The sequence below is a fragment of the Algoriphagus sp. oki45 genome (genome assembly GCF_036245605.1).
Taxonomy (GTDB): Bacteria; Bacteroidota; Bacteroidia; order Cytophagales; family Cyclobacteriaceae; genus Algoriphagus.
In genome coordinates, this window is record NZ_BTPC01000002.1 from 299861 (window position 1) to 325136 (window position 25276).

24 protein-coding genes are annotated in these 25276 nt (G+C 42.3%); 7 read left to right on the forward strand and 17 right to left on the reverse strand.

Annotation, left to right across the window (positions count from 1 at the left end):
• Positions 1–12 precede the first annotated feature (12 nt).
• A complete protein-coding gene (gene glgP, locus AAA942_RS10770) occupies positions 13–1671 on the forward strand; it encodes an alpha-glucan family phosphorylase (protein WP_338220278.1) in 1659 nt (552 codons plus the stop codon).
• Between the two features lie 68 nt (positions 1672–1739).
• Entirely contained in the window at positions 1740–3380 is a 1641-nt protein-coding gene (locus AAA942_RS10775; RefSeq protein WP_338220279.1) for a GMC family oxidoreductase, read from the forward strand.
• A gap of 12 nt (positions 3381–3392) precedes the next feature.
• Here AAA942_RS10775 and AAA942_RS10780 read toward each other — a convergent pair whose 3' ends face one another.
• The 16 genes from AAA942_RS10780 to AAA942_RS10855 all read right to left on the reverse strand — a co-directional run bounded on the left by AAA942_RS10780 (position 3393) and on the right by AAA942_RS10855 (position 21494).
• Entirely contained in the window at positions 3393–5066 is a 1674-nt protein-coding gene (locus AAA942_RS10780; RefSeq protein ID WP_338220280.1) for a PQQ-dependent sugar dehydrogenase, read from the reverse strand.
• A 144-nt stretch (positions 5067–5210) separates the two neighbouring features.
• Complete coding sequence (locus AAA942_RS10785) at positions 5211–7004, reverse strand: acyl-CoA dehydrogenase family protein (RefSeq protein WP_338220281.1); 1794 nt, start codon at positions 7002–7004, stop codon at positions 5211–5213.
• A 43-nt stretch (positions 7005–7047) separates the two neighbouring features.
• The gene (locus tag AAA942_RS10790; protein ID WP_338220282.1) at positions 7048–7407 is read right to left on the reverse strand and encodes a four helix bundle protein; all 360 of its coding nucleotides are present in this window, start codon (positions 7405–7407) and stop codon (positions 7048–7050) included.
• A 54-nt stretch (positions 7408–7461) separates the two neighbouring features.
• On the reverse strand, positions 7462–8637 hold the full coding sequence (locus AAA942_RS10795; RefSeq protein WP_338220283.1) for a thiolase family protein: 1176 nt from the start codon (positions 8635–8637) through the stop codon (positions 7462–7464).
• A 62-nt stretch (positions 8638–8699) separates the two neighbouring features.
• Complete coding sequence (locus AAA942_RS10800; RefSeq protein WP_338220284.1) at positions 8700–9059, reverse strand: four helix bundle protein; 360 nt, start codon at positions 9057–9059, stop codon at positions 8700–8702.
• A 67-nt stretch (positions 9060–9126) separates the two neighbouring features.
• Positions 9127–11532: a 3-hydroxyacyl-CoA dehydrogenase/enoyl-CoA hydratase family protein gene (locus tag AAA942_RS10805; protein WP_338220285.1), complete on the reverse strand. Its 2406-nt coding sequence runs from the start codon at positions 11530–11532 to the stop codon at positions 9127–9129.
• A 42-nt stretch (positions 11533–11574) separates the two neighbouring features.
• On the reverse strand, positions 11575–12036 hold the full coding sequence (locus tag AAA942_RS10810; RefSeq protein WP_338220286.1) for a MarR family winged helix-turn-helix transcriptional regulator: 462 nt from the start codon (positions 12034–12036) through the stop codon (positions 11575–11577).
• Positions 12037–12384: 348 nt separating this feature from the next.
• The gene (locus AAA942_RS10815) at positions 12385–14133 is read right to left on the reverse strand and encodes an AMP-dependent synthetase/ligase (protein WP_338220287.1); all 1749 of its coding nucleotides are present in this window, start codon (positions 14131–14133) and stop codon (positions 12385–12387) included.
• Between the two features lie 431 nt (positions 14134–14564).
• Complete coding sequence (locus tag AAA942_RS10820; protein ID WP_338220893.1) at positions 14565–16169, reverse strand: Ig-like domain-containing domain; 1605 nt, start codon at positions 16167–16169, stop codon at positions 14565–14567.
• A 71-nt stretch (positions 16170–16240) separates the two neighbouring features.
• Entirely contained in the window at positions 16241–17134 is an 894-nt protein-coding gene (locus AAA942_RS10825) for a class I SAM-dependent methyltransferase (protein WP_338220288.1), read from the reverse strand.
• 1 nt (position 17135) lies between these two features.
• On the reverse strand, positions 17136–19001 hold the full coding sequence (mnmG, locus tag AAA942_RS10830; RefSeq protein ID WP_338220289.1) for a tRNA uridine-5-carboxymethylaminomethyl(34) synthesis enzyme MnmG: 1866 nt from the start codon (positions 18999–19001) through the stop codon (positions 17136–17138).
• Between the two features lie 69 nt (positions 19002–19070).
• Positions 19071–19496 (reverse strand): rRNA maturation RNase YbeY, encoded by a 426-nt coding sequence (gene ybeY / locus AAA942_RS10835; protein ID WP_338220290.1) that lies wholly within the window; start codon positions 19494–19496, stop codon positions 19071–19073.
• Positions 19497–19499: 3 nt separating this feature from the next.
• A complete protein-coding gene (locus tag AAA942_RS10840) occupies positions 19500–19901 on the reverse strand; it encodes an ATP-binding protein (protein ID WP_338220291.1) in 402 nt (133 codons plus the stop codon).
• A 34-nt stretch (positions 19902–19935) separates the two neighbouring features.
• A complete protein-coding gene (locus AAA942_RS10845) occupies positions 19936–20703 on the reverse strand; it encodes an exodeoxyribonuclease III (protein ID WP_338220292.1) in 768 nt (255 codons plus the stop codon).
• An 83-nt stretch (positions 20704–20786) separates the two neighbouring features.
• Positions 20787–21146, reverse strand: a complete 360-nt coding sequence (locus AAA942_RS10850; protein ID WP_338220293.1) for a hypothetical protein — start codon at positions 21144–21146, stop codon at positions 20787–20789.
• A 3-nt stretch (positions 21147–21149) separates the two neighbouring features.
• On the reverse strand, positions 21150–21494 hold the full coding sequence (locus AAA942_RS10855) for a carboxymuconolactone decarboxylase family protein (RefSeq protein ID WP_338220294.1): 345 nt from the start codon (positions 21492–21494) through the stop codon (positions 21150–21152).
• Positions 21495–21828: 334 nt separating this feature from the next.
• Here AAA942_RS10855 and AAA942_RS10860 point away from each other — a divergent pair, with 334 nt between their 5' ends.
• The 5 genes from AAA942_RS10860 (at position 21829) to AAA942_RS10880 (ending at position 24668) form a co-directional block, all read left to right on the forward strand.
• Complete coding sequence (locus tag AAA942_RS10860; protein ID WP_338220295.1) at positions 21829–22269, forward strand: ComF family protein; 441 nt, start codon at positions 21829–21831, stop codon at positions 22267–22269.
• 8 nt (positions 22270–22277) lie between these two features.
• Complete coding sequence (locus tag AAA942_RS10865; RefSeq protein ID WP_338220296.1) at positions 22278–22823, forward strand: YfiT family bacillithiol transferase; 546 nt, start codon at positions 22278–22280, stop codon at positions 22821–22823.
• Between the two features lie 3 nt (positions 22824–22826).
• A complete protein-coding gene (locus tag AAA942_RS10870) occupies positions 22827–23585 on the forward strand; it encodes an SDR family NAD(P)-dependent oxidoreductase (RefSeq protein ID WP_338220297.1) in 759 nt (252 codons plus the stop codon).
• A gap of 89 nt (positions 23586–23674) precedes the next feature.
• On the forward strand, positions 23675–24205 hold the full coding sequence (locus AAA942_RS10875) for a hypothetical protein (protein WP_338220298.1): 531 nt from the start codon (positions 23675–23677) through the stop codon (positions 24203–24205).
• Positions 24206–24215: 10 nt separating this feature from the next.
• Complete coding sequence (locus AAA942_RS10880; RefSeq protein ID WP_338220299.1) at positions 24216–24668, forward strand: PaaI family thioesterase; 453 nt, start codon at positions 24216–24218, stop codon at positions 24666–24668.
• Positions 24669–24723: 55 nt separating this feature from the next.
• Here the strand turns inward: AAA942_RS10880 and AAA942_RS10885 are convergent, their stop codons facing one another.
• On the reverse strand, positions 24724–25257 hold the full coding sequence (locus tag AAA942_RS10885; RefSeq protein ID WP_338220300.1) for an RNA methyltransferase: 534 nt from the start codon (positions 25255–25257) through the stop codon (positions 24724–24726).
• Positions 25258–25276: the final 19 nt, after the last annotated feature.

Here is a 25276-nt window from a genome sequence, read left to right on the forward strand (position 1 = left end):
ATATTAACTACTATGCAATCCATAGATTTCAGAAACTATAAAATTCCCTATTCCCCAGCCCCTGAATACTCCAAGTCGGTGGCTTATTTCTCCATGGAGTTTGCCATCCATCAGCCGCTCAAAATCTACAGCGGTGGATTGGGATTTCTTTCAGGTTCGCACCTGAGAAGTGCCTATGAGCTGAAGCAAAACCTGATCGGAATCGGGATTCTTTGGAAATACGGATACTACGACCAAAGCCGCCACCATGATCAAACACTCAAGGCGGACTGGTATGAGAAAACCTACAGCTTTTTGGAAGATACAGGAATTAAGTTCACTGTTCCGGTTCATAATCAGCCCGTATGGGTAAAGGCTTGGTATTTGCCTCCAACTACATTTAAATCCGCGCCCCTTTTCTTGCTCAGTACCGATTTGCCAGAAAATGACTACCTAAGTCAAACGATCACCCATAAATTGTATGATTCGGATACCGCAGCAAAAATTGCCCAAATGATGATATTGGGACTTGGCGGAGCCAAACTTCTGGATGAACTCAACTTCAATCCGGATGTCTATCACCTCAATGAAGCGCATGGACTGAGCAGTGTCTTCCATTTGCTAAAGAAGTTCGGAAGCAAGGAAGAAGTGAAAAAACGACTGGTATTCACCACCCATACTCCTGAAGAAGCCGGAAATGAGAAGCACGATTATTTCCTTTTGGACAAAATGAGCTTCTTCTACGGACACCCCATTCAGGAAGTGCAAAAACTTACCGGAATCGACGGAACGGTCTTCAACCATAGTTTGGCCGCTCTGCGATTTGCCAGAGAAGCAAATGGCGTAAGCCAACTTCACGGAGAAGTCAGCAGAAGAATGTGGGGTGGATATGCCGACGTCCCGGAAATCAAAGCCATCACCAATGCCCAAAACTGGAACTATTGGGCAGACAAGCAGCTCTACCGGTTTATGGAAGAAGGCGACAACGACGGATTTGATGACCGAAAGCGATATCTGAAAAAGAGAGCCTTTGAAATAGTAGCAGATCAGACCGGCAAGCTCTTCGATCCGGATGTGCTCACCATTGTTTGGGCGAGGCGATTTGCTGCCTACAAGCGTCCCGATTTAATCACCCATGATATGAAGCGCTTCGAGGATCTAGTGGCAAATACACAACACCCTATCCAGATAATTTGGGCAGGAAAGCCCTATCCTATGGATTATGGGGCTATTTCTGTTTTCAATTCCCTAGTCCATCTCAGCAAACGATTTAAAAATGTCGCAGTCTGCGTGGATTACGAACTAGCACTTAGCAAGCGACTCAAGCAGGCATCGGATATCTGGCTAAACAACCCTCGGGTTCCCCGGGAAGCTTCCGGTACTTCAGGAATGACCGCTTCCATGAATGGATCCATCAATTTCAGCACTTATGACGGATGGATTTGTGAATTTGCCCGTCATGGAGAAAACTGCTTCATAATCCCACAGGCAGATTACCATAATCTGAGCATTCAGGACCAGGATAAGTGGGATCTGGATCACCTCTATGAAATCCTGCAGGAGGAAATTCTCCCACTCTACTACAGCAACAAGCGAAAGTGGAGAGATATCATCCAAGATGGAATGCATGATGTTCGCCATGAATTTGAAAGTAATCGCATGGCCAAAGAATACTACCAGTTGATGTATTGAATTGAGTTAAAAAATGGAAACCCGGACTGATGATCCGGGTTTTTTTGTGTCCTGAAATGATTTAAATTATGCCAAGTCTCACCCAAAATATCCCCATGGCATCTCCCCAAACCTTTGATTATATCATCATTGGCGCTGGTTCGGCAGGCTGTGTCTTAGCCAACCGCCTTTCTGAAGACCCCGGCAATTCCGTCCTACTGATTGAGGCAGGCGGTCCGGATAAAAAAATGGAAATAGGAATTCCCGGAGGTTATGCCAAGCTGCACCGATCAGAGGTAGATTGGGGGTTTTGGACAGAATCCCAGTCGTTTGTCAACAACCGAAAACTCTACTTGCCCAGAGGAAAAGTCTTGGGAGGGTCAAGCTCGACTAATGCCATGGCCTATGTCCGTGGGAATAGGGCAGATTTTGACGAATGGGCAGCTTTGGGCAATAGTGGTTGGGACTACGAATCGGTTTTGCCATTCTTTAAAAAATCAGAACACAACGAGGATATCACCAACAGGTATCACGGTCAAGGAGGCCCTCTGAATGTGACTTTTGCCAAAAATTTTCAAACCCCTTTTGCTCAAGCTTTTGTGGAGTCCTGTACAGAAATCGGCCTAACCAAAAACGAGGACTACAATGGGGAAAGGCAGGAGGGAGCAGGTTTTTTCCAGTTTACCATTCAAAATGGGAGAAGACATAGTACTGCCGCTGCATTTTTAAGACCTGTTTTGCACAGGAAAAACCTCCAGGTTTTCACCCGCTCTGCTGTCCAAAAGATTCTGATCCAAAAAGACCGGGCGGTAGGAGTGGAGTATGTCTCGGGAAAGTCTGCAGTAAGCCAGGTTTTTGCCAAAAAAGAAGTAATTCTTTCAGCCGGAGCTTTTCAGTCCCCTCAGCTACTGATGCTTTCGGGAATAGGAGAAAAGGAAAAACTGAAAAAACATGGGCTAGAACTCAAAAAGTCTCTTTCAGGGGTAGGGCAAAACCTTCAGGACCATTTGTTCTTTCCCATTTCTGCGCTTTCCAGTGTTCAAAAAGGCTTCAACCATGAGCTTTCCCCATTCAATCAACTCAAAAATCTGGTCCATTACGGCATTACCCATCAAGGAGTGTTGACATGCAGTCCTTTGGAAGCGGTAGCCTTCTATTCTATCAAGCCGAAAAAACCTGTTGATTTTCAAATTCATTTTGCGCCAATCCAGCTAGGAAATGACAGAAATTCCGACATGTACGACCTGAACACATACCCACATCAGGATGGGTTTACTCTTTTGCCCAGTCTTTTGAAACCAAAAAGTAAGGGCTTTGTAGGTATTCGGTCCGGCAATGCTCAGGATGCTCCGCTCATCCAGCCCAATTTTCTCTCAGAAGATGAGGATCTTAAGAGCTTGGTCAAAGGAGCTAAAAAAGCTTTGGAAATCCTGGACACAAATGCTTTCAAGCCCTTTTTGAGCCGATTGGTCTATTCTTTGGACCCTGAAGATGAGGAAGGACTAGCAAATCACATCCGTGAATGGGTCGAGACCATCTATCATCCGGTAGGCACCTGCAAGATGGGGCAGGATGTAGACGCGGTAGTCGATGAAAAACTTCGGGTAAAAGGAATCGAAGGCCTTCGGGTAGCAGATGCCTCCATTATGCCTCGAATAGTGGCTGGAAATACCAATGCAGCAGTGATCATGATCGGGGAAAAAGCAGCTGATATGATTCTAAATGGGTAGGAACTCTCCCAGTCAGTTTCTTTTGATTCTGTAGATTTTTCCTTCCGCCTTGGACATGATGTAGACCAATCCTGAATGATCCTGCCCAAATTTCAGATCAACCCTGCTGGTATTGAAAAGCTCTTTGAGATTCACTTCTTTTCCTTCGTGGATTACTCCCCAAGTTTGGACCAATGGATTTGGACTTTTACTCAAATCTGCAAAAAACAGCCTTCCTGAGGGAATATCTCCAAAGACAAACTTGCCCTCAAGGGGACCATAGGGTAGGGTATATCCACCGATGATGGCTACTGTCTCATCGTGCTCCAATTGAATCAAAGGATAGCTCACACCATATTTCTCATCATCTGCAGGCAAAGGATAGAGAGACCGGAAGCTTCCAAAAGGATTGATGGTAAAAGTCCCTTCTCGAATCGGCCATCCATAAAACTTGCCCGGCTCGATTCGGTTGATCTCTTCGATGCTATGCTGCCCGATATCGGTGGCATGCAGGTTTCCCTTTTCATCCCAAAAGACTCGATTTGGATTACGGAAGCCATAAGCCACAATTTCCCCTGCATTACCTTTCTGTTCGGCAAAGGGATTGATTTTTGGAATGCCATATTGACCATTGATTCCATCTTTTCCTAAAGGGTCAATACGAAGAATACTGCCGTAAACACCACTTCCCTTATGATTGGAAATTTCCGGAAAACGCTTTTCGGCAGTACCTCCATCACCAAATCCTACGTAAAGCAAGCCGTAATCCGGATCCCCTTTTTTGGAATTGGGATTGAAAGTGAGTTCCTGCATCCCGTGAGCTTGAGAGGCATTGTCGATGCGGAGGATTTCCCTGCTTGAACCTTGGAATATTTTGGCTTGGGGATTATCGGCTTTCCACTCGGTAAGCACCCACTGCATAAATACCTTCAGACTGTCTGTAAATCCAAAATCAGAAGGCGCTGTACCTCCTGGTTCGGTATGAGAAGTGTAAAAAAGCCCATTGCTTTCGAAGTCCGGGTGAAAAGCAAAACTTCCCACGCCAGTGGCCCATCCAGGTTTACTGACCATAGCAGGTCGGTTCTCGAGAAGATTGAGATAAAGACGGGGAATTTGATTTTCTATTTCATAAAGGCCAATTCGCTGATCGTTGATGAAAAGTCTTTCGCCTCCGGGAATGGCTTCCATTTTGGTCATTTTTGCCAATGGGGAAACTGAATCGGTAGGAGGAAGCTGAGCGAAAAACTCCACTTCCAAACGAATCCCGGAGTCTTGAATTCTCTCAGGGATCAGGTTGGAGGTGGTATCTCCGACTATTTCCAAAGGAAGTGTCTCGAAGGTATGGAGGTAGCTGAGCAAGTCATCGAGGTCTTGATCGGAAAAGTCAGGGAATGCCGGCATTGGGGATTTGTATTTGGCCAACACGCTCAAAGCACGCTCATCCTGAGCTTCGATTAGGGCTGCTGAGTTTTTGATAAAAGACTTGATCCAGGCAGATTCTACCTGTCGAGTAAGGCCACTTAGATTGGGGCCTATGGCGTCTTGGTTGAAATTGTGGCATGTCGAGCAGTGCTGCTCAAACAGCTTTTTCCCTTTCAAAATCTGAGCCCCGTCGGTAGAGATGTCCGAGCCGGGCTGCTGAGTCGGCTGGCTGCAGGAAAACATGAGCCATCCTGAAAGTGCTGCAAGTGCTAAACCATATTTCATCCCTACTAAATTGGGCTTTTCGGCAGATTGAAAAAATAAATGGGAAGAAATAAGGCTTAAAATTCCGGATTTTTTCCGCAATGGATTCCGAAAAAAAGCCCCCTGCTTTGAAAAAACAGAGGGCTTGATAGGAAAAAACTCTCCTTAGAAAGGATACTTTCCTTGTTCGATCATATAGTCTGCAATCGATCTTCTCAGTTCTTTGGTATTGATAAAATCAGGCTTGGTGTAGCGCTTCAATCCCATCAAAAGGACTTTTTGCTCGTCCCCTTTGGTAAAGGAAACGATGGCTTCCTTCGCTGCGGCCTCGATTTTATCCACGGCTTCATAGAGATATACCTTAGACATAGCAATCTGATGGGCACAGGCAGCTTCTCCCTGGATTCCTACCAATTTTTCAGTTCGTAGAATCCCTGATTCGGCAGCATAAATCTCGATCATCACATCGGCAAGATTCATCATAATCTCCTGCTCGTCTTCGATTCGATCCTGAAGAGCCATAGCAGCTTTGCCTCCTACCATAAGGAAGACTTTCTTCAGTTTTTTCAGCATGTCTTTTTCCACTGCGAAAAGCTCCGAAGCATCAACCGTCTCAAAAGAAGGCACAGATGTCAACTCGGAAGCTACCGCCATAGCAGGCTCAAAGAGGTTGATTTCACCTTTCATCGCACGCTTGAGCAACATGCCCACCATTAGCATACGGTTGATTTCGTTTGTTCCTTCGTAGATTCTGGAAATCCGGGCATCCCGATAGGCTCTTTCCATCGGTGCATCTGCTGAGTAGCCCATTCCTCCGTATATCTGCACTCCCTGATCCACTACATAATCCAACACCTCGGATCCGTGAATTTTGGAAATAGCGCATTCGATGGCAAACTGCTCCAAAGCTTTCAGCTTGGCTTCAGCATCCGGAAGCCCTTCTGCAGCCAAGGCAGCCATTCGGTCCTCAATATCCTGACCTGCACGGTAGGAAAGGGACTCACTCACATAGGATCGGATGGCCATCTCTGCCAATTTGGATTTGATCGCTCCGAAAGTATTGATACTGACTCCAAACTGCTTTCTCTCGGTAGAATACTTGATACACTGAGAGGTCACAGCGCGCACTCCTCCCAAAACCCCGGCTCCGAGTTTTACCCGGCCGATATTCAGGATATTTACTGCAATCTTAAATCCGTTTTGTCTTTCGGAAAGCATGTTTTCCACAGGTACAGGGCAATCGTTGAAAAACACTTGTCGTGTGGAAGAGCCTTTGATTCCCATTTTCTTCTCTTCCTCATTCATGGTAATGCCTCCGAAGGTTTTCTCTACTATAAAGGCAGTCAGGTTTTTATCGTCTTCGATTTTGGCGAAAACAATAAAGAGATCTGCAAAACCAGCATTGGAAATCCACATTTTCTGTCCGTTGATCAGGTAATGCTTTCCGTCAGGAGTCAAAGTAGCCTTGGTTTTCCCACTGTTTGCATCAGAACCTGCATCAGGCTCGGTCAAGCAATAGCAAGCAGCCCACTCTCCGGTAGCCAGCTTGGGCAGATATTTCTGTTTTTGCTCTTCTGATCCGTAGTACAAAATCGGAAGTGTACCAATTCCCGTGTGGGCACCATAAGTGGTCGAAAAGGAACCGGCGGCACCGATGATATCGGCGATTAGCATGGATGTGTTAAAACTCATGCCCAATCCTCCGTACTCTTCTGGGACAGAAACACCCAAGAGCCCCAAGTCTCCTGCCTTCTTGAAGATGGAAGGAACGAGATCAGGGTTTTTCATACTGTCAATCGCTTCGATATTCGGTGTGATCTCGGTATCGATAAAGTCCTGACAGGCCTGAGCCATCATTTTTTGCTCTTCGGTAAACTGCTCAGGGATAAAAACGTCCTGTGCGGCTGTCTCCCTGATGAGGAATTCTCCTCCTTGGATGGATTTTGAAATTGTGGTCATATGTTATTCAGATTTAAGACGTGAGACTTAAGACTTAAGATTGTCACGCTTGATTTTCAAATTTTTGGATTAGTGCGTATAGCATTTTTTGGATTTCTGTTATTTCGGAAGTAATGGAATCGATTTGCTCAAAATCGACAAACTCTAATTCCACACTTACATAGAGTTGGGACTCCAATTCACAAATAGACCCATGGGCTACCCCAAGAAATTGAAGAAATTCCCGGTCTTTCCGCCTGCCTCCACCTTCGGCAATATTTGAGGGAACGGATACAGACGCTCTTCTCATTTGAGAAATAAGGCCGAAGCGTTCCTCGATAGGAAAGTTTGCTGTAAGCTTATAAATAGTGGCGCAAAGCTTTATCGACCTTTTCCAAACATTCAACTCCTTGTAGTTATGCATATCTTTTGTCGGAAAGTCTAACGTCTTGTGTCTAGCGTCTAATGTCTTTAAATACTACTTCAATAGCTCGTAAATACCCGCGACACCCTGTCCACCGCCTACGCAAGCGGTGACCATACCGTATTTTTTATTCTGTCTTCTCAGCTCATTGAAAAGCTGAACGGAGAGTTTTGCTCCTGTGCATCCCAAGGGGTGACCCAATGCTACAGCTCCTCCGTTGACATTGACGATGTCCGGATTCATATCGAGCGCTTTCATGACTGCCAATCCCTGAGCGGCAAAAGCCTCATTCAACTCGATCAGGTCGATATCATTCAGGGTAAGTCCTGCCTGTTTCAAAGCTTTGGGTACAGCTTCCCTTGGTCCGATACCCATAATCCTTGGGTCCACACCTGCTACAGAGTAAGACATCATTCTGGCAATTGGGTCTATGCCGAGTGACTTCATCAGACGCTCAGACATCACCACCACAAATGCAGCTCCATCTGATGTCTGGGAGGAATTACCTGCAGTGACCTGACCTCCGTTTTTGAAAGCCGGACGAAGACTGGCCAAGGCTTCCATTGTTGTACCCGGTCTAGGCCCTTCATCGGTATCTACCACAAATTTTCTGGTCTTCTTTTTCCCTTTTTCATCCAGATAGGTCTCTTCTACTTCTACAGGGACTATTTCATCTTTGAATTTTCCTGCAGAAATAGCTGCTAAAGCTTTCTCATGAGATCTTACCGAAAATGCATCGGCTTCTTCTCGTGTGATGCTATATTCCTTTGCCAATTCTTCTGCTGTCAAGCCCATGCTCAGATAGTAAGAGGGCGTCTCAGAAGCAATCTTCCAGTTAAGTGCAGTCTTGTAGCCCATCATGGGTACCAAAGACATGGATTCGGTACCTCCTGCAATGATGCAATCAGCCATTCCCGCTTTGATTTTACCTACTGCCAAAGCAATGGCTTCCACACCGGAACCGCAGTATCGGTTCATTACAAACCCGGGATTGTCTATTCCCAAAGCAAGAAGGGAAATCATTCTCCCCATCTGCATGCCTTGTTCTGCTTCAGGCACGGCATTTCCGACGATCAGATCATCGACCATTTTTGCTTCCAAACCTGGGGTATTTGCAACCAGGTGTTTGATGACATCTGCAGCCAAATCATCGGGACGATAAAACCGAAATCCTCCTTTTTTGGCTTTGCCTACTGCCGATCTATATCCATTAATTATGTATGCTTCCATTTTTGATTAGTTATTGGTAATTGGGTTATTGATTTGTAGTATCAAGTAGCTGGAATCAAGTATCAAGATTTCGACTCAATCGAGTTTTTCAATCCCATAATCATCCGCTGGACTTCCATAAGATCTGCTTCCATTTCTCTCGCAATTTCTGGATCAAGTATTCCCACTCGCTCTGAAATGATCATTTGGGTCTCCAGTTCAAAACTTTCTCCAAGGCTGACTTCCAACGAATTCACAAAAGACTTCGAAGAAGTTTTTGCACAACCTTCAGCAATATTTGATGGCACAGAAACGCCCGCTCTTCTCATTTGAGAAACTAGGCCAAACTTTTCCTCTGAAGGAAAAGATTTGGTGATGGTATAAATCTTTACAGCAAGATCAACCGCCTTTTGCCATACTTTGAGTTCCTTGAAGTTGTGCATAGCCTTTGGATTAAATGTCTTGATACTTATGTCTTGATACTTATGTCTTGATACTTGATACTATTTTTTAGTTTCTAAGCGGTTTTCCTTTGAACAAAATACTGTGGATTCGTTCCAAGGTCTTTTGCTCCCCTGTCAAACTCAGGAAAGCTTCCCGCTCTAAGTCAAGCAAGTACTGCTCTGACACCTCCGTCGGTGAGGATAAGTCTCCTCCTGACATTACCCAAGCCAGTTTTCTGGCGATTTTTGCATCGTGCTCAGAGATATAAGCTCCGTAGCGCATCCCGGTAATTCCCGCTTCAAACAGGGCCAAGGCCGTTTTTCCCAAAACTTTGATATTTGTTTGCTGAACAGGCTGTGTATATCCTAATTCGTGAAGGGAAAGCACCTTCGCTTTGGCATCGGATAGCTGTCGCTTTTTATTCAACGAAATCCCGTCGTTTGATCTCAGGTATCCCAAACCTCTTGCTTCTTCAGCCGAGGTGGAAACTTTTGCAGTAGCAATATTCATGAAATACTCCTGAAGCTGATTGAGCTCCACATCTCCTGCAATCACCCCATTGGCAAATCTTCGGGTCATTTCCTTAGTACCACCGCCTGCAGGAATCAAACCAACTCCCACTTCCACAAGTCCCATGTAAAGCTCAGCATGAGCTTGGATATGGTCAGCGTGAAGAGATAATTCACAGCCACCTCCCAAGGCCATATTATGTGGGGCGACTACTACCGGAACGGAGGAATATCTAGCCCGCATCATGGTATTCTGAAACTGAGCGATCATCATATTGATCTCATCAAACTCCTGATCTCCTGCAAACATGAATAGCATGGCCAGGTTGGCTCCTGCAGAGAAATTGGCCCCTTCGTTTCCGATAACTAATCCTTTGTAGGACTTTTCTGCCATGCCGATCGCGGTATTGATGCCTTCGATCACTTCTGCACCCATAGAGTTCATTTTGGTATGGAATTCCAAGCCGATCACCTCATCACCCATATCGTAGATGGAGGCCCCAGGATTTCCCCAGACTTTTTTACCGGCAGATTTCAGCGTATCTAAAATGATGAAATCTTCGATTCCCGGAATTTCCACATAGGATTTGGAAGGAATGTCATAGTATTTTTTCTTGCCACCTTCGATTTTGTAGAAGGATTCATGACCTGCAGCAAGCATTTCATGAACCCAAGGAGCAGCTTTTTCTCCTGCAGCCTCCATTTTTTCCACAGTTTCCTTCACACCCAAAACATCCCAAGTCTCGAAGGGTCCCAATTCCCATCCAAATCCTGCGGAGACCGCCTGATCTATCCGATAAAGCTCATCGGAAATCTCCGGAATCCTGTGTGAACAATATTTAAACAGATCATAGAAAGAAGCCCGATAAAATTCCCCGGCTCGGTCATCAAAGTTGACCAGAAACTTGATTCGTTTCTTGAGGTCTTCAATCTCTTTGGATGCCTCTAAAGCTTTGAATTTGGGTTTTTCTACGTCCTTGTATTCAAAAGTCTTCAGATCAAGCTCCTTCAATTCTTTGGAGCCATCCTTGTGGCGAATCATTTTGAAGTAGCCTTGGCCGGTTTTGTCACCAAACCACTTGTTGTTATAGAGGACCTCGACGATTTTGGGAAGTTTGAATTTATCTCTTGATTCATCGTGAGGAAGGGCCTTATAAAGGTTATTGGCAACGTTGACTGTCGTATCCAATCCGACCACGTCCATAGTACGGAAAGTTGCAGATTTGGCTCTACCGATCACCGGTCCGGTCAGTTTATCCACTTCGGAGACTCCAAAACCAGCCTTTTCAATAGCATGCATACCGGAGATGATGGCATATACGCCAATTCTATTAGCAATAAAGGCTGGAGTATCCTTACAGAAAACCGTCTCTTTTCCCAAAAATCTATCTCCATAATCCATCAGGAAGTCGATAATTTCGAGGTTGGTCTTTGGACCTGGGATAATTTCCAGCAGGCGTAAATATCTAGGTGGGTTGAAAAAGTGAGTTCCTGCAAAATTCACCTGAAAGTCTTCCGATCTGCCTTCACACATCAAATGTATGGGGATCCCGGAAGTATTGGAGGTGATCAATGTACCGGGTTTACGGTATTTTTCCACTTTCTCAAAGAGCTGCTGCTTAATATCCAATCGCTCCACGACTACTTCGATTACCCAGTCGTAATCCTTGATTTTTGGAAGATCATCGTCAAAGTTTCCCGTGGAAATTCTGGATACAAAGGAGGAATCGTAAATGGATGAAGGCTTTGCTTTCAAGGTGTTTTGCAAAGCTGTGTTTACGATCCGATTCCTAACGGCAGGATGCTCTTTGGTCAATCCTTTCTTTTGCTCTTCTTCCGAAAGCTCAAAAGGAACAATGTCCAGTAAAAGTACCTGCACACCGATATTGGCAAAGTGACAGGCTATTCTGGATCCCATCACTCCTGAACCTAAAACGGCGACTTTTTTAATGGTTCTGTTCATTTTTTTGGGTTTTTGGTAGTTAAATCCTGAATCAGGAAGGGTTTATAATTCAAATATGGGCTTATAGATTTCAGCTTGATTTACTTCGTCGATTACGGATTGTATTTTGGAAAAGACCTGAAAGAAGTTTTGCAGTTCTTCTTCGGTGACTACTTCTCTAACGCGCTCATTGAACTTCATGATCGTCTTTACCGATATTTCCTTTTTCGTCTTGCCTTCTTCAGTTAGGTAGATGCGTACAGATCGCTTGTCTACAGGATCTGCTTTTTTAAAGATGAGTCCCTTCTCTTCCATGGTCTTGAGCATCCGAGTCAGACTTCGGGTCTCTAGGCCTATCATCGGAGCTATTTTGGTAGCTGGAGTGCCTTCTTTTGAATTGATATTGATCAATACAAATCCAATCGCAGTGGTGAATCCTTCTTCAGCTGCCTGCTGATTGTACATCCTGGAGATAGCATGCCATGCACTTTTTATATGATAATCGACCGTTTCCTCTCTTTTCATTACTTCTTAATTAGGTACTGAATCCAAAAAACTCCCCGATGCTGAAGAAAAAGTCCAAAATCCAACTGAATAGATAAACTGTGATTCTTGTTGTTACACTTTGGAAAGAAATCGACAAGGAATTTTTTGCATGCCTAATCTAGGGAAAAATTTTGTATGCATGCATACTATTTTGAAAAAAAGTTATGCATGCATCACAAATTATAATTTGGATTTAATCCATTTTCCTAATAAATTTTGGATTTAATTATAGAATTTGAAATTTTTCAGAATAAATGGTAAAAAATACTCCAATAATCAAAAAGTAATTTTGAAGTCTTTTTTTCCAGGTAAAAAAAATACCGGAGATCAACCCCGGTATATTTCTTCGATTTCGTCCTCGTACATTTTTGAAATTACTTTCCGCTTAAGCTTCATGGTTGGTGTAAGCTCCCCGGAATCCACTCCCCAAGGCTGTTTGAGGAGTTTAAAACGCTTGATTTGCTCCCATTTGCCGAAGTATTTATTGTAGTGATCTACCTCTTTTTGAAATTTTTCCAGTATCTCAGGTTTTTCTACCATTTCCTGATCAGAAGTATATGGGATTCCTTTTCTGGTACAATATTCCTTGATTCCGTCAAAACTCGGTACAATCAAAGCCCCTGGGAAATTGCGGTTGTCACCGACTACCATAAGCTGTTCGATCATGGGAGATTCTTTGAATTTGTTTTCCATCACTTGAGGAGCAATATATTTTCCTCCGGAAGTTTTGAACATTTCTTTTTTCCGATCGGTGATCTTGAGGTACTGTCCGTCGAGTTCACCAATATCTCCGGTATGGAACCAGCCGTCCTTGATCACTTCCGCAGTCATTTGGGGTTCTTTGTAATATCCTTGCATGACATTGGGTCCTTTGACTAGAATCTCTCCGTCATCGGCAATTTTGACTTGCACGTCTCTGACGATTTTGCCTACATAGCCGATTCTGATCTCTTCATGATTGCCGATTGAAGCGGAGACTACAGGAGAAGTTTCGGTAAGGCCATAGCCTTCGCAGACTTTGATCCCTGCTGCCCAAAATACTCTTGCCAAACGAGGCTGAAGTGCAGAAGCTCCCGAATTGATTTGCATCACATTGCCACCCAAAGCTTCCCTCCATTTCGAGAAGATAATTTTATTGGCGAGCTTCAGCTGGAAAATATACCATCCTCCCATATCCGCAGCTGGATCATATCTAAGTCCCAAATTCAAGGCCCAGAAAAAGAGTGATTTTTTGATCCCTGTGAGCTCGTATCCTTTAGCCACAATTTTATCATAGACTTTTTCCAAAAGTCTGGGAACCGTGTTGAATACATGGGGCTGTACCTCCTTGAGGTTTTCTCCGATTTTTTCCATGCTTTCAGCATAGTAAACAGAAAAACCAAGGTAAATAAAGCAAAAAGAGGCTGTCCGCTCATAGATGTGGCATAGCGGTAGAAAACTCAACACTTTGGATACACCGGGAGGAGGTGTCATGATATCCGCTACAGAGAGCATATTGGATAAGACATTGGAATGGGATAACATAACTCCCTTTGGCCGACCTGTGGTACCTGAAGTGTAGATTATCGTGAACAAATCACCCGGCTGAACTTTGCTCTTAAGTTCTTCCAACTTGGATAGGTCACCATTTTCACCCCTTGTTTCCAAAGCAGTCCAATGCTCGACTCCGGCCAAACTGTCAAAGGAGTAAATTTTTCGATCATTGGCGACTTCTGCAGCCTTTTGATAGATCGTATCGTCTCCGACAAAAATGATTTTCACCTCAGCATGATCAAAAATGTACTGATAGTCTTCGGAAGTGATGGTGGGATACATCGGAACGGAGATTGCACCAATCTGCTGCAAGGCGAGATCGACGAAATTCCATTCAGGACGATTTTCAGATATAATGGCCACTTTATCACCCGGTTTCAACCCGGACTCAATAAATGCCATCCCTAAATTGTCAACAATCCGTTTGAAATCTCGGGCGGAATAGGTTTTCCAAGCCTCATTTTCCTTTTTGGCAAAAGCGACTTGGCTGTCATAAGTCGATATCTGATATGGAATCAGATCAAAGAGTCGGGTCAGCTCCATGGATGGCAATTTTGGGTTTGTACAACCTAATATTACCAAATCCTAAATGGATAAACAAAAGCTATTCACAAATCCACAAGGCTATAATTTTATTAAATTATTTATATAAAAAAATCTATTAAGGTTATTAAGGATGTGGATTTGTGGATAAATGATTTATTCTTTTCAATTCACAAATTTTGAAACTTGGGTTCCTTAGATTCACAGGTTTTCCACGAGTTATTGACATGAATGGCATTGAAAAACAATTACTTATATTTTTTACCTTATTTGTGTTGATATATGTATCCTTCTCTTTTGTTATCAAGTGACTTGTGGAAAGCCTTAAACTTTAGCGTGGATAATGTACGTGTTTTAAACATCGACAGCTGGAATGAGGGATAAAATTATTTGCTCTGGGGAAAAATACATTCTTATCCACAGCTTATCTGTCAGTTGTCCACGGCGTTTTTTCCTGTGGCTATTCCTGTTGACGGGCTTGCAATGATTACCTGGTCTTCCAGTGTCCAACCGCTTCTAATAATAATCTGATCTTTTCCGTCCTCTCCTTTAAAGAAAAAGACTCTTTCTGCCAACCTCTTTTCAAAAATATTGGATGGATCCCATCGCCTGTTTCCATTACGATCTTCAATTACTCGGATTTTGAAAGTGCCGGGCTCGATTAGTTGGATTGAAAAATCTTGGGTATTGAGGTATTCCTCTCTGATTATTTGGTTTTTGGTATCCAATACCTGCAAAATAAAAGGAGGTTTTGCACCTTCAATTCTCCCTGATATACCATCAGCTAAGCTTTCTCTTTTTAGCTTACGATAATTTGCCTCAAGTACATTTTCATTGAATTGATCTTCTACATCCTGAAATGTTGAGTCAGCCGCAAATAGGGTGAAAATATCCTTTGATATTGAATCAGGAATTGTCAAGCTGATTTTTAATAAGTCCCTCTTTGTAGAGTCTGAGAAATAATAGTCATAGGGATTTATTTTGATGAATGAGGCAGAATCATACTTGATATAAAGTGAATCGGGATTGATGGTTAATACAGGTTTGTTGAATTTCAGTTCCATATCCAGTTTTCCGACAAAGTTCTTTCCTGAATTAGCATTGATGGTCAATTTTTCCGGCTTTCTCTCGGTTTCTGGGAACTTAGCATAAATCACAGTGTCTATTTGGAACCCTGTGGAATCCCTGAGTTCTATAGGAAATGCAATGCTGTCTTCTTGTACCGTTTTGGGATAAATTCTGATTCTCTTGTCACTTTCAATAATGAAGTATTTTTGACCTATCGATTCCTGCTTGATTTCAGGTTGAACTGCATTTTTGTTCAGGATCAGGTCAAAATTTCTTCCAAAATTTGAAGTTCTTAAAATCCTTATTGGGGTAAGGTCTGACTTTGATAGGTTGAATTGAACAGCAGAAATATCATTTTCGATTTGAAGAGTGTCAATTAAAAAGTCGTATTCTTCGCTTTTAAATTCTGCCTTGAGGTTACCGTTATCATCTTTCCAAGCATAAGCTCGGTAGAGTCCATTTTTGATGTTGCTGATCCTAAAATTACCACTTGTATCCACTTGGCTCAAGTAGTATGGATTGGCCGTAAAAACGTCCGTGGTGTCATTAAGTGGGTATATGCCTACTAATACATTCTTAAAGTCTACCTTACTTGGTGGAAAAATATAATTTACGTTTCCTGAAATACTTAAGCTGTCGATATAGTTTGTTGTCGAAAAAACCAATTTCAGGTTTTCCGCAGGATTTTTTTCAGACATATCCACCACAGACTTCTGAAAATCAAAAACATAAGTCGTATTTTCCTCTAACTCCTGATTCAGAGCCACAGTTACCTTGTTTTTGTTTGAAGTAAATATGACTTCTTCTTTATTTATCCTTGGGGTAATGATGATTCCTTTGCTTGGATTGTCTAATTGGACGTATTCATCAAAAGTTAATACTAATTCTTCTGGTTTGATATTCAAGGATTGGTCAGCAGGATTGGCTTCTAGAAGTTTTGGAGGGTCCTCATCTACTGGCCCTCCCATAGGTGTACTGACTTTGGCACATGAATAAATAGCTGCTATGGAAATAAGGTAAATGAGTGGTTTTAGATTTTTCACTTTTTCTGAAAAATATAAATGTTGCTTGAATAATTGTTCTGGGTCTTTGCCAGTTTATTTGATTGGTAGCCTGAAATAACAGCGTTTAGATAACGCTTAATCATCGATGCTTTTTCTTCTATATAACCCTCTGAAAGTAATGAAACATAATAGCTGTCAAATTTCATGGGTTTTTGATCTACCAAATTCAAATTGAAAATCTGTTGGAATTGCTGGATGGAATGTTGGTTGAAATGATATAGATGTCTAGGTACATCCCATCCTGCCCAAAGACTGCCATATTTTTTTGCATCCCATGATTCAGGATTTGGTACAGCTATAATTAAGTAACCTTCTGAATTTAAATGGGTTAAAATTTTTTTTACTGTTTTCCTTAATTCGTGGATATGCTCTAATACGTGAAATAATGTGATGATTGAATATTCTTTGTTTTTCTTCAGCTCTTTGATACTTTCTTTGACCCTGTTCTTTGTTTTTTGATTTGCTATTTGCCTTGCTCCTGGGTTGGGTTCTATACCCGAGACTTTCCAACCATGATTTTGTGCAATCTGGATCAAATCTCCTGCGCCGCATCCGTAATCGAGAAGTGTTTTTTCTTGCGTGAGCGATTCGATTAGAGATAATTTTTCTCTCAGGTTTTTCTTTTTTACCTGATTGTAAATCCAATGCGTCAGGGATTTTGCTTGGGTCTGATGTGAGTAGTAATCCGGAAAATCGTAATAGGGACCTATTGCATCTTCTGTTGGTCTTGGGTTGGTGAAAATTAATTGACAATCAGCACATTTATTCAACAAAAAGACCTCTTTACTTACTGCAAAGTCTTTGATTTCCTGATAGTTAAGAAAATGCCCACTTTTACAAAGTGGGCATTTGACTAGTCTTTCTGTCATTTTATTTTCCAAGGTACACCGTAAGAATTGACAAATCTGCTGGAGATACCCCACTTATTCTTGAGGCTTGTCCTAGAGTTTCAGGGCGGATCTTATTTAGTTTTTGTCGGCCCTCAGCAGAAAGGGCAGTGATTGCTAGATAATCAAACTTATGAGGAATCCTAAAATTCTCCATATTGGATAGTTTCTGAACCATTTGCTGCTCTTTTTCCAAATAGCTCTCGTATTTGATTTGGATTTCTGCCTGTTCTAAAACCTCTTTTGAATATTTGGAAAGATACCCATCAAATTCTGGTTGGATTGCTTTTAATTCCTGAATTCCAATTTGTGGTCTTTTCAGTAGTTTTTCTATGGTTGTTTTTTCTTGGATTGTGGCTGTTCCCAATTCTTCCAGATTTGTGTTGATTTCTTCGGGGGTCCATTTCTTTTGCTTGAGATCGTTTATTAGCTGAGCAGTTTTGGTTTTTTTATCCTGCATTGCCTGTAGTCTTTCTTCATCTGCTAGACCAATTTGGTATCCCTTTTCTGTCAATCTCAAGTCTGCATTATCCTGTCTTAGCAACAGACGAAATTCTGCCCGGGAGGTGAACATTCGGTAAGGTTCCTCAGTGCCTTTATTAATCAAATCATCGATTAAAACCCCGATGTAAGCATCTGATCGCTGAAGGAGAAAAGGATCCTTTTCCTGAACCTTCAAGCTTGCATTTATTCCTGCAATCAGGCCTTGTGAAGCTGCTTCTTCGTATCCAGTTGTTCCGTTGATTTGGCCAGCGAAAAATAGATTTTCTATCAGTTGAGTTTCCAGTGTTAGATGAAGCTGGGTTGGTGGAAAGAAATCATATTCGATTGCATAACCCGGTCTGAACATTTTTGCATTTTCAAAGCCTGGAATTTGTCTCAGTGCCTTGTACTGTACGTCTTCAGGAAGAGAGGTAGAAAAACCATTGACATAGATTTCTACTGTATTCCATCCCTCCGGCTCTACGAAGATCTGGTGTCTTTCCCGTTCGGCAAATCGGTTGATTTTATCCTCAATGCTTGGGCAATAGCGTGGCCCAAGTCCCTGGATTCGTCCATTAAACATAGGAGATCTTTCAAATCCTGTTTCTAGAGTTTGATGGACCTCCTTATTTGTGTATGTAATCCAGCAGCTTTTCTGATTTTTTAGAGGTTCAGTAATATCCAAATAAGAAAACTTTTCCGGATTTTCATCTCCTAGTTGTTCTTCCATTTTGGTATAGTCGAGGCTGCGTCCGTCGACCCTTGGTGGAGTTCCGGTTTTCATTCTTCCTGCCTCAAAACCTAACTGTACCAGTTGTTCGGTAATTCCTTTGGCTGCTGCTTCTCCTGTTCTACCACCTCCAAATTGTTTTTCGCCTATGTGGATGATTCCATTTAGGAATGTACCATTGGTCAGGACTACTGCATTTGCTTCTATTTCTATTCCTATTCCTGTTTTTACACCTCGAACTCTTCCGTCTTTGACAAGAATTCCGGTTATCATTTCTTGCCAAAAGTCTACGTTTGGAGTTTGTTCCAATGTCATTCTCCACTCTTCGGCGAATCGCATTCGATCATTTTGTGTCCGTGGGGACCACATTGCTGGACCTTTGGATCGATTAAGCATGCGGAATTGTATCATAGACCGGTCAGATACAATTCCTGACATCCCCCCAAGCGCATCTATTTCTCTTACAATTTGGCCTTTTGCGACTCCACCCATTGCAGGATTGCAAGACATCTGCGCGATGGTATTCATGTTCATTGTACACAGGAGTACTTTTGATCCCATCTTTGCGGCGGCATGTGCAGCTTCGCATCCTGCATGTCCTGCTCCTACTACAATTACATCATACTTCTGAAACATGTGTATTTATGCTGTGTTCCACGTGAAACATTAAATGATTTCTTAATGGGGATGTTCCACGTGAAACGTTTATGAATTCTTATACAGATTTATAGCTTTCTCCTCTTGCGCTCTCATTTCCTCGACTTGTTCTTTTGTTTTGTCCTTATACCCCATCAAGTGGAAAAGCCCATGAGAAATGACTCGACTCAATTCATCTGTTTCGGATACATTTTCTTTTTGTGCGTTTTCTCTTACTCGTTCTATTGAAATGAAAATATCCCCTTCAATTTCATTTTCCCCTTCTGAGTTATCAAATGTGATTATATCAGTGTAGGTTTTATGATTGAGGTATTCCAGATTGATTTGGTAGAGGTGCTCGTCTGAACAGAAAATATAATTCAATTCTCCTATTGAGAATTTTTCACCAGATGCTAATAATTTCAGCCAGGATTTTCTTTTCCTTTTTTCAGGGAGATCAAATCGAATATCTTCTGAGAAGAATAGGATCGCCATTTTCTAATCCATGTAAAAGGAAAGAATCGCCTTCTTCCCGCCTTCCTCAAACTTCACTTCATCACTGAGGTGTCTTATCAGGAAAATTCCTCTTCCTCCTGGTTTTTCCAGATTCTCAGGAGCGGTTGGATCTGGTAATTCAGATAAATCGAATCCCTGTCCTTCATCTTGGATTATGAATTTCAGTTGGTCATCTTCCATTTTAAGTTCGAGGTTCACCAATTTATTCTTGTCTCCCTTGTTACCATGAATGATGGCATTGCTGATGCATTCCGTCACAGAAATCATAATATTCCCATAGATATCATCATTGATTTCGAAGCTTTCTTTTGCATTGTCAATAAAGCTTTCGATAATTTTTATATTCTCAATCAGAGAAGGAATTGAAATTTTTATGGATTTCATTAGGGAATTATTCTTCTGTCAAGACTTTATTTACTTATTCATTTGCTAATTCAAGGACAATCGGACAATGATCCGAATGCTTTACATCCTGCAAAATTACGGCACTTTTTAATTTGTTTTGCAATTCATTGGTTGCCATATGGTAATCTATCCTCCATCCCAGATTTTTTGCACGGGAATTGGCACGAAAACTCCACCAGGTATACTGATGAGGCTCTGGATTGAAGTGTCTGAATGTATCAATAAATCCCGATTCAGTAAATCTATCCATCCATGCCCGCTCTTCTGGAAGAAATCCTGATGAGTTTTTGTTAGACACGGGGTTGTGGATGTCTATGGGCTTATGGCAAATGTTATAATCTCCGCTTAAAATCAGCGTAGGATTGTCACGTCTCAAGTCTTGCATGTATCCATAGATATCATCCAAAAATTCATATTTGAAATCCTGCCTTATATCTCCTGTAGTTCCGGAAGGGAAATAGGAGGAAATAAAAGAAAAGCCTTCAAAGTCTGCTTGAATCACTCTTCCTTCATCATCGTATTTGTCTAAGCCCATTCCATATTTTACTGATTTGGGTTTGATTTTGGTAAAAATAGCCACGCCACTATACCCTTTTTTCTGAGCAGGCATCCAATAGAGTTGATACCCGAGATCAGTGAAGATACTGGCATTGACATCCTTTTCCTGAGCTTTAATTTCCTGTAAACCAATGATATCTGGGTTTTCCTGAGCCAGCCAATCCGCAAATCCTTTATTTAAAGCTGAGCGAATTCCATTGACATTGTAAGAAATAAGTTTCATTAGTTCAGTTTTGATTTGTATTCATCATCTGGAATCGCTTCCATCTTCAATAAGGGGCTCTTTTGCATTATTCTTGATTCCATTTAGATTTCTATTTGATATTCTTTTTCGAAATACTCCAAAACCTGAAGTTTAAGCAGTTTTTCCTGTTCCAATAAATCTATATGGGGTAATTCCTTTACCAACTTCCAATGCGGCCAACCTTCTTGGTCCACAAAATCCAATTCATAGAATCCAGCATAGCTCAGCACTTTGCAAATGGCAATGTGCATCAAATCCTGCTTTTGTTCCTTGGAAAAGGAATGAGGTCCTTTTCCCAATTCTTGCACTCCAATCAAAAACAATACGCCATTCAGATCCTTTGGTTTTTTCCCTACGGCATTTTCCAAGCCTATCAATAACTTCGACCACTTTTTTTCAAGATCCAAATCTCTCTTAAACATACTTTATCCTTGATTTTCAAGCTCTTCCCAATATTCTACTGCTCTTCTTAAATGGGGAATTACTATAGAACCCCCTATGATCATCCCTATAGAAAACACCTCGAAGACTTCTTTTCTGCTTACTCCTGCTTCAAAAGATTTCCCCAAATGATACTTGATGCAATCGTCACACCTTAAAACCATAGAACAGGCTAAACCAATCATTTCTTTAGTTTTGATGTCCAAGGCACCTTCTGCATAGGTGTTTGTATCCAGATTGAAAAAGCGCTTGATCACCTTGTTGTCCTCGGCCATGATTTTTTCGTTCATCTGAGAACGATAAGCATTGAATTCTTCTATCAGATTCATTAAATTTTAGGGATATAGTTCAATGGTGTAAATATACCGCATATTTTACCTTGAGGTTGTTCAACATTACTTTTTACCGATGCGTTTGTTTTTGTGGAAAGATTTTTTGGATTTGGTTTTTCCCCGCAGCTGTTCTATTTGCGGTACTGATTTGTACGACTTCGAAAAATGCCTTTGCACTACTTGTCAGGGAACGCTGCCTGTGGCAAATTTCCACTTGAGACCCTTTGATAATGAACTTACATCAAAGATTCAAGGATTGACTCAGGTGAATCGGGTTATGTCATTTTTAAGGTTTTCAAAGAAGGGAAAAAGTCAAAAACTCCTTCATCAGTTGAAATATCGTAATCAACCAGAACTGGGAGAGGAACTCGGACGGCTGTATGCTAGAATCCTAATCACTGCAGGATATCAAAATGTTTGGGATGCTGTGGTCCCAGTACCACTCCATCCGATGAAACTCAAAAGAAGGGGATACAATCAAAGCGCGGAATTTGCAAAAGGACTTTCTCAATTCCTTGAAATACAAGTTTTTAACTGTTTGGAAAGGAGAAAATTTACCGAAACGCAGACCAAAAAATCCCGATTGGAGCGAATGGAAAATGTGGATGAGGTCTTTGCCGTACCTCAAGGAATATCAGTATCGGGCTTGCGGTTGCTCTTGGTAGACGACGTGATTACGACTGGAGCTACCCTGTGTTCCTGTGCGAATGTTCTTTGGGCTAGTGGGGCAAAAGCTGTAGATTTAGCCACCATCGCCGCAGGTGGCCAATAATTCAGCTTATGACAACAGATATCGAGTTTTTAAAGTATCCGATCGGGAAATTCCAGGTTCCGCAGATCATTTCGGCCCAGGATATTGAAGAAGCAAAACAGGTTCTCCGCAGTTTTCCTACCCACCTTTTCACAGCTATAAGCTCCTTCTCTCCTGTCCAACTGGACACTCCCTATCGGCCAGGTGGGTGGACAGTGAGACAGGTCATCCATCACTGTGCAGATAGTCATATGAATGCATTTATCCGATTCAAACTGGCCCTCACTGAGGACCAGCCGACTGTCAAACCCTATGATGAAGGGGCTTGGGCCAATCTGGCAGACTATTCCATGCTTGTGGAGGACTCACTTCACCTGATCCGGATTATCCACTCCAAGTGGAGTCTATTGTTGGATTCTATGGAATCAGCGGATTTTCAAAAGACCTATTTTCATCCAGAAAGCAAGAAAATTCAAAAGCTGGAGGAAGTGACGCTGATGTACGCATGGCACTCTTCCCACCATTTGGCGCATATTCAGCATTTGTCGATCAGAGAAAACTGGACAAGTAAATAATCCATGAACATTTCCCTTAAAAACCAAAGAATACTGGTCACAGGTGCTTCTAGAGGCATAGGTAGGGCGATAGCCAGACAGCTCTCCGAGTCTGGGGCTGAAGTGATTATTCACTACAATTCAAACAAATCCGAGGCTGAAAGTCTCCTTGCTCAACTCAAAAATCCAGCTCACTTGGCTGCTTGCAATCTATCTCAACCGGCGGAAGTGGTGGGCTTTATTCCCCGACTGGCGAAAGAGTTTGGACCATTGACCGGTCTGGTGAACAATGCCGGAATTTCCCCTTCCGCACCGGATACTTTGCCTACTGGTGAATGGCTGGAAATTTGGGATCAAGTCATGGCTGTCAATGCCACGGCTGTGGGTATTCTCTGCAAGGAATTTGTGGACCAGGCAAAAGCTCAGGAAAACGGGAGAATTGTGATGATTTCATCCCGGGCTGCTTTTCGGGGAGATACGACGGACTATTTGGCTTATGCTGCTTCTAAAGGGGCTTTGGTGAGTCTAACCCGCTCTATAGCAAGGCATTATGGAAAAATCGGAATCAAAGCTTTCTTGATTGCACCTGGATTTACACGTACGGATATGGCTAATGAGATCCTCTCGGAATATGGAGAAGATTTTGCGCTTAAGGATATTGCACTGAAAGAACTGACTTTGCCTGAGGATATCGCTCCCATGGTTACTTTGCTGTGCTCAGGATTGGCTGACCACGCTACCGGAACATCTATTGATATGAATGCCGGATCGTACGTGAGGTAAACCATCTTGAGATCGTAGGGGTTATCCTTGTGACTGATTTTGGCATGCCTGCACGAGACCCTATTCTGAGCCCGGAAATCTTCCGAATTTTGAAAATCTTCATCTTTTCCTCCTTAGGAATGGTGTTGGTATTCTCCTTTTTTGACGGATATAGAGCAGATAATTCCGGTAAGGACCGATCTTTCCTTGCTGCAGACGCCAATCGAATTTATTTTCTCAATGTACGTGGAATTCACTATGACCGTGAAATGAGAAGAGATGCGGGAATGACCCTGTTTAGACATTCCAAACGGGTCGAATCCGATTCTATTCCCAGCTTTTTCCCGGTGATTATTCTCAATCCTGCCAAAGACGAAGCCTACATTTTTTTCGAATTGAAAAAGGCTGATTATCCCATCCAAATCTTTGCCCAGAAAGGCGAAGAATCGGAAATTCTAAACTTTTCTAATGGAAATAATTCCGATCATTTTCAGCTCCTTAGCCAGTTGAAACCCTACTTGGAGGAGGATTATTCATTTCAGCTGAAAGTGGGAGATAATACTTTTACCCTTTGGGCAGAGGAAAATGAGCTTTCCATTTTGAAAACGGTAATGGAGGATTATTTTCGGCTTTTGAATTAAACCACTAGTAATGGAAGCTTCTACCCGATTAATGTATTTTCAGTCCCAAATCGGACAAACCTTGGACAAAACCCCTTCAGCAGCTGGAAATTGGCTTGCCGGTAAGCTTCTGGAAATCGATCACCATCACATCAAAGTGCAGTATACCGTTCGCCCGGAAATGTGCAATCCGGGAAAAGTACTGCATGGAGGGGTCGCTTCTCTGATACTGGATGATGTGATTGGCATGGGAAATTTTGTCGCAGGATCAGAATATTTGATGACTAGCATCAATCTCAATGTGGACTTTTTATCCTCTGCCCAAACCGGCGAGGTATTGGAAGTCACCGCCAAACTGATTCGCTCTGGATCCAATCTCAATCATTGGGAGGCGATCATCCGTAAAGAATCCGGGAAAACGGTAGCCAAGGCAAGTTCAAACCTAATCAAAACCCACCTGAAACTGGCGGATTTGGGCTTCTGAAAAATCCCGATGATCCGAGCAGTGCGAGTTTTATCTCCAATTCCCAAAAAAAAGCTTAAAACTGGTCCAATTTGACCATCATATCCCAAACGGCAATACCCAAAGAAACAGCAATATTCAAAGAATGCTTGGTCCCGAGCTGTGGGATTTCCAAGACATGATCGCATGATATAAGTACTTCTTCTTCCACTCCAAATACCTCATTTCCAAAGATTAATGCATATTTTTTGCCTTTTTTAGGAGAAAATTCATTTAGATTGATCGATCGGTCCACCTGTTCCAAGGCACAGATCTGATAGCCTTCCTCTTTTAATTTCTTTACGGCATCCATGGTATTGAGGCAATATTCCCAATCTACGGATTCGGTAGCACCTAATGCTGTTTTTTGAATGTCCCGGTGAGGTGGAGTACCGGTAATTCCGCATAGATAAATCTTTTCTATACGAAATGCATCCGCAGTCCGAAATGCGGAGCCCACATTGTTGAGGCTTCTTACTTGATCGAGGACGATTACTAATGGCGATTTTTCGGTTTTTTTAAATTCCTGGACAGACATCCGGTCCAGTTCTTCCATGCTTAATTTCTTCATCTTGTTTGAACTCCTAGAC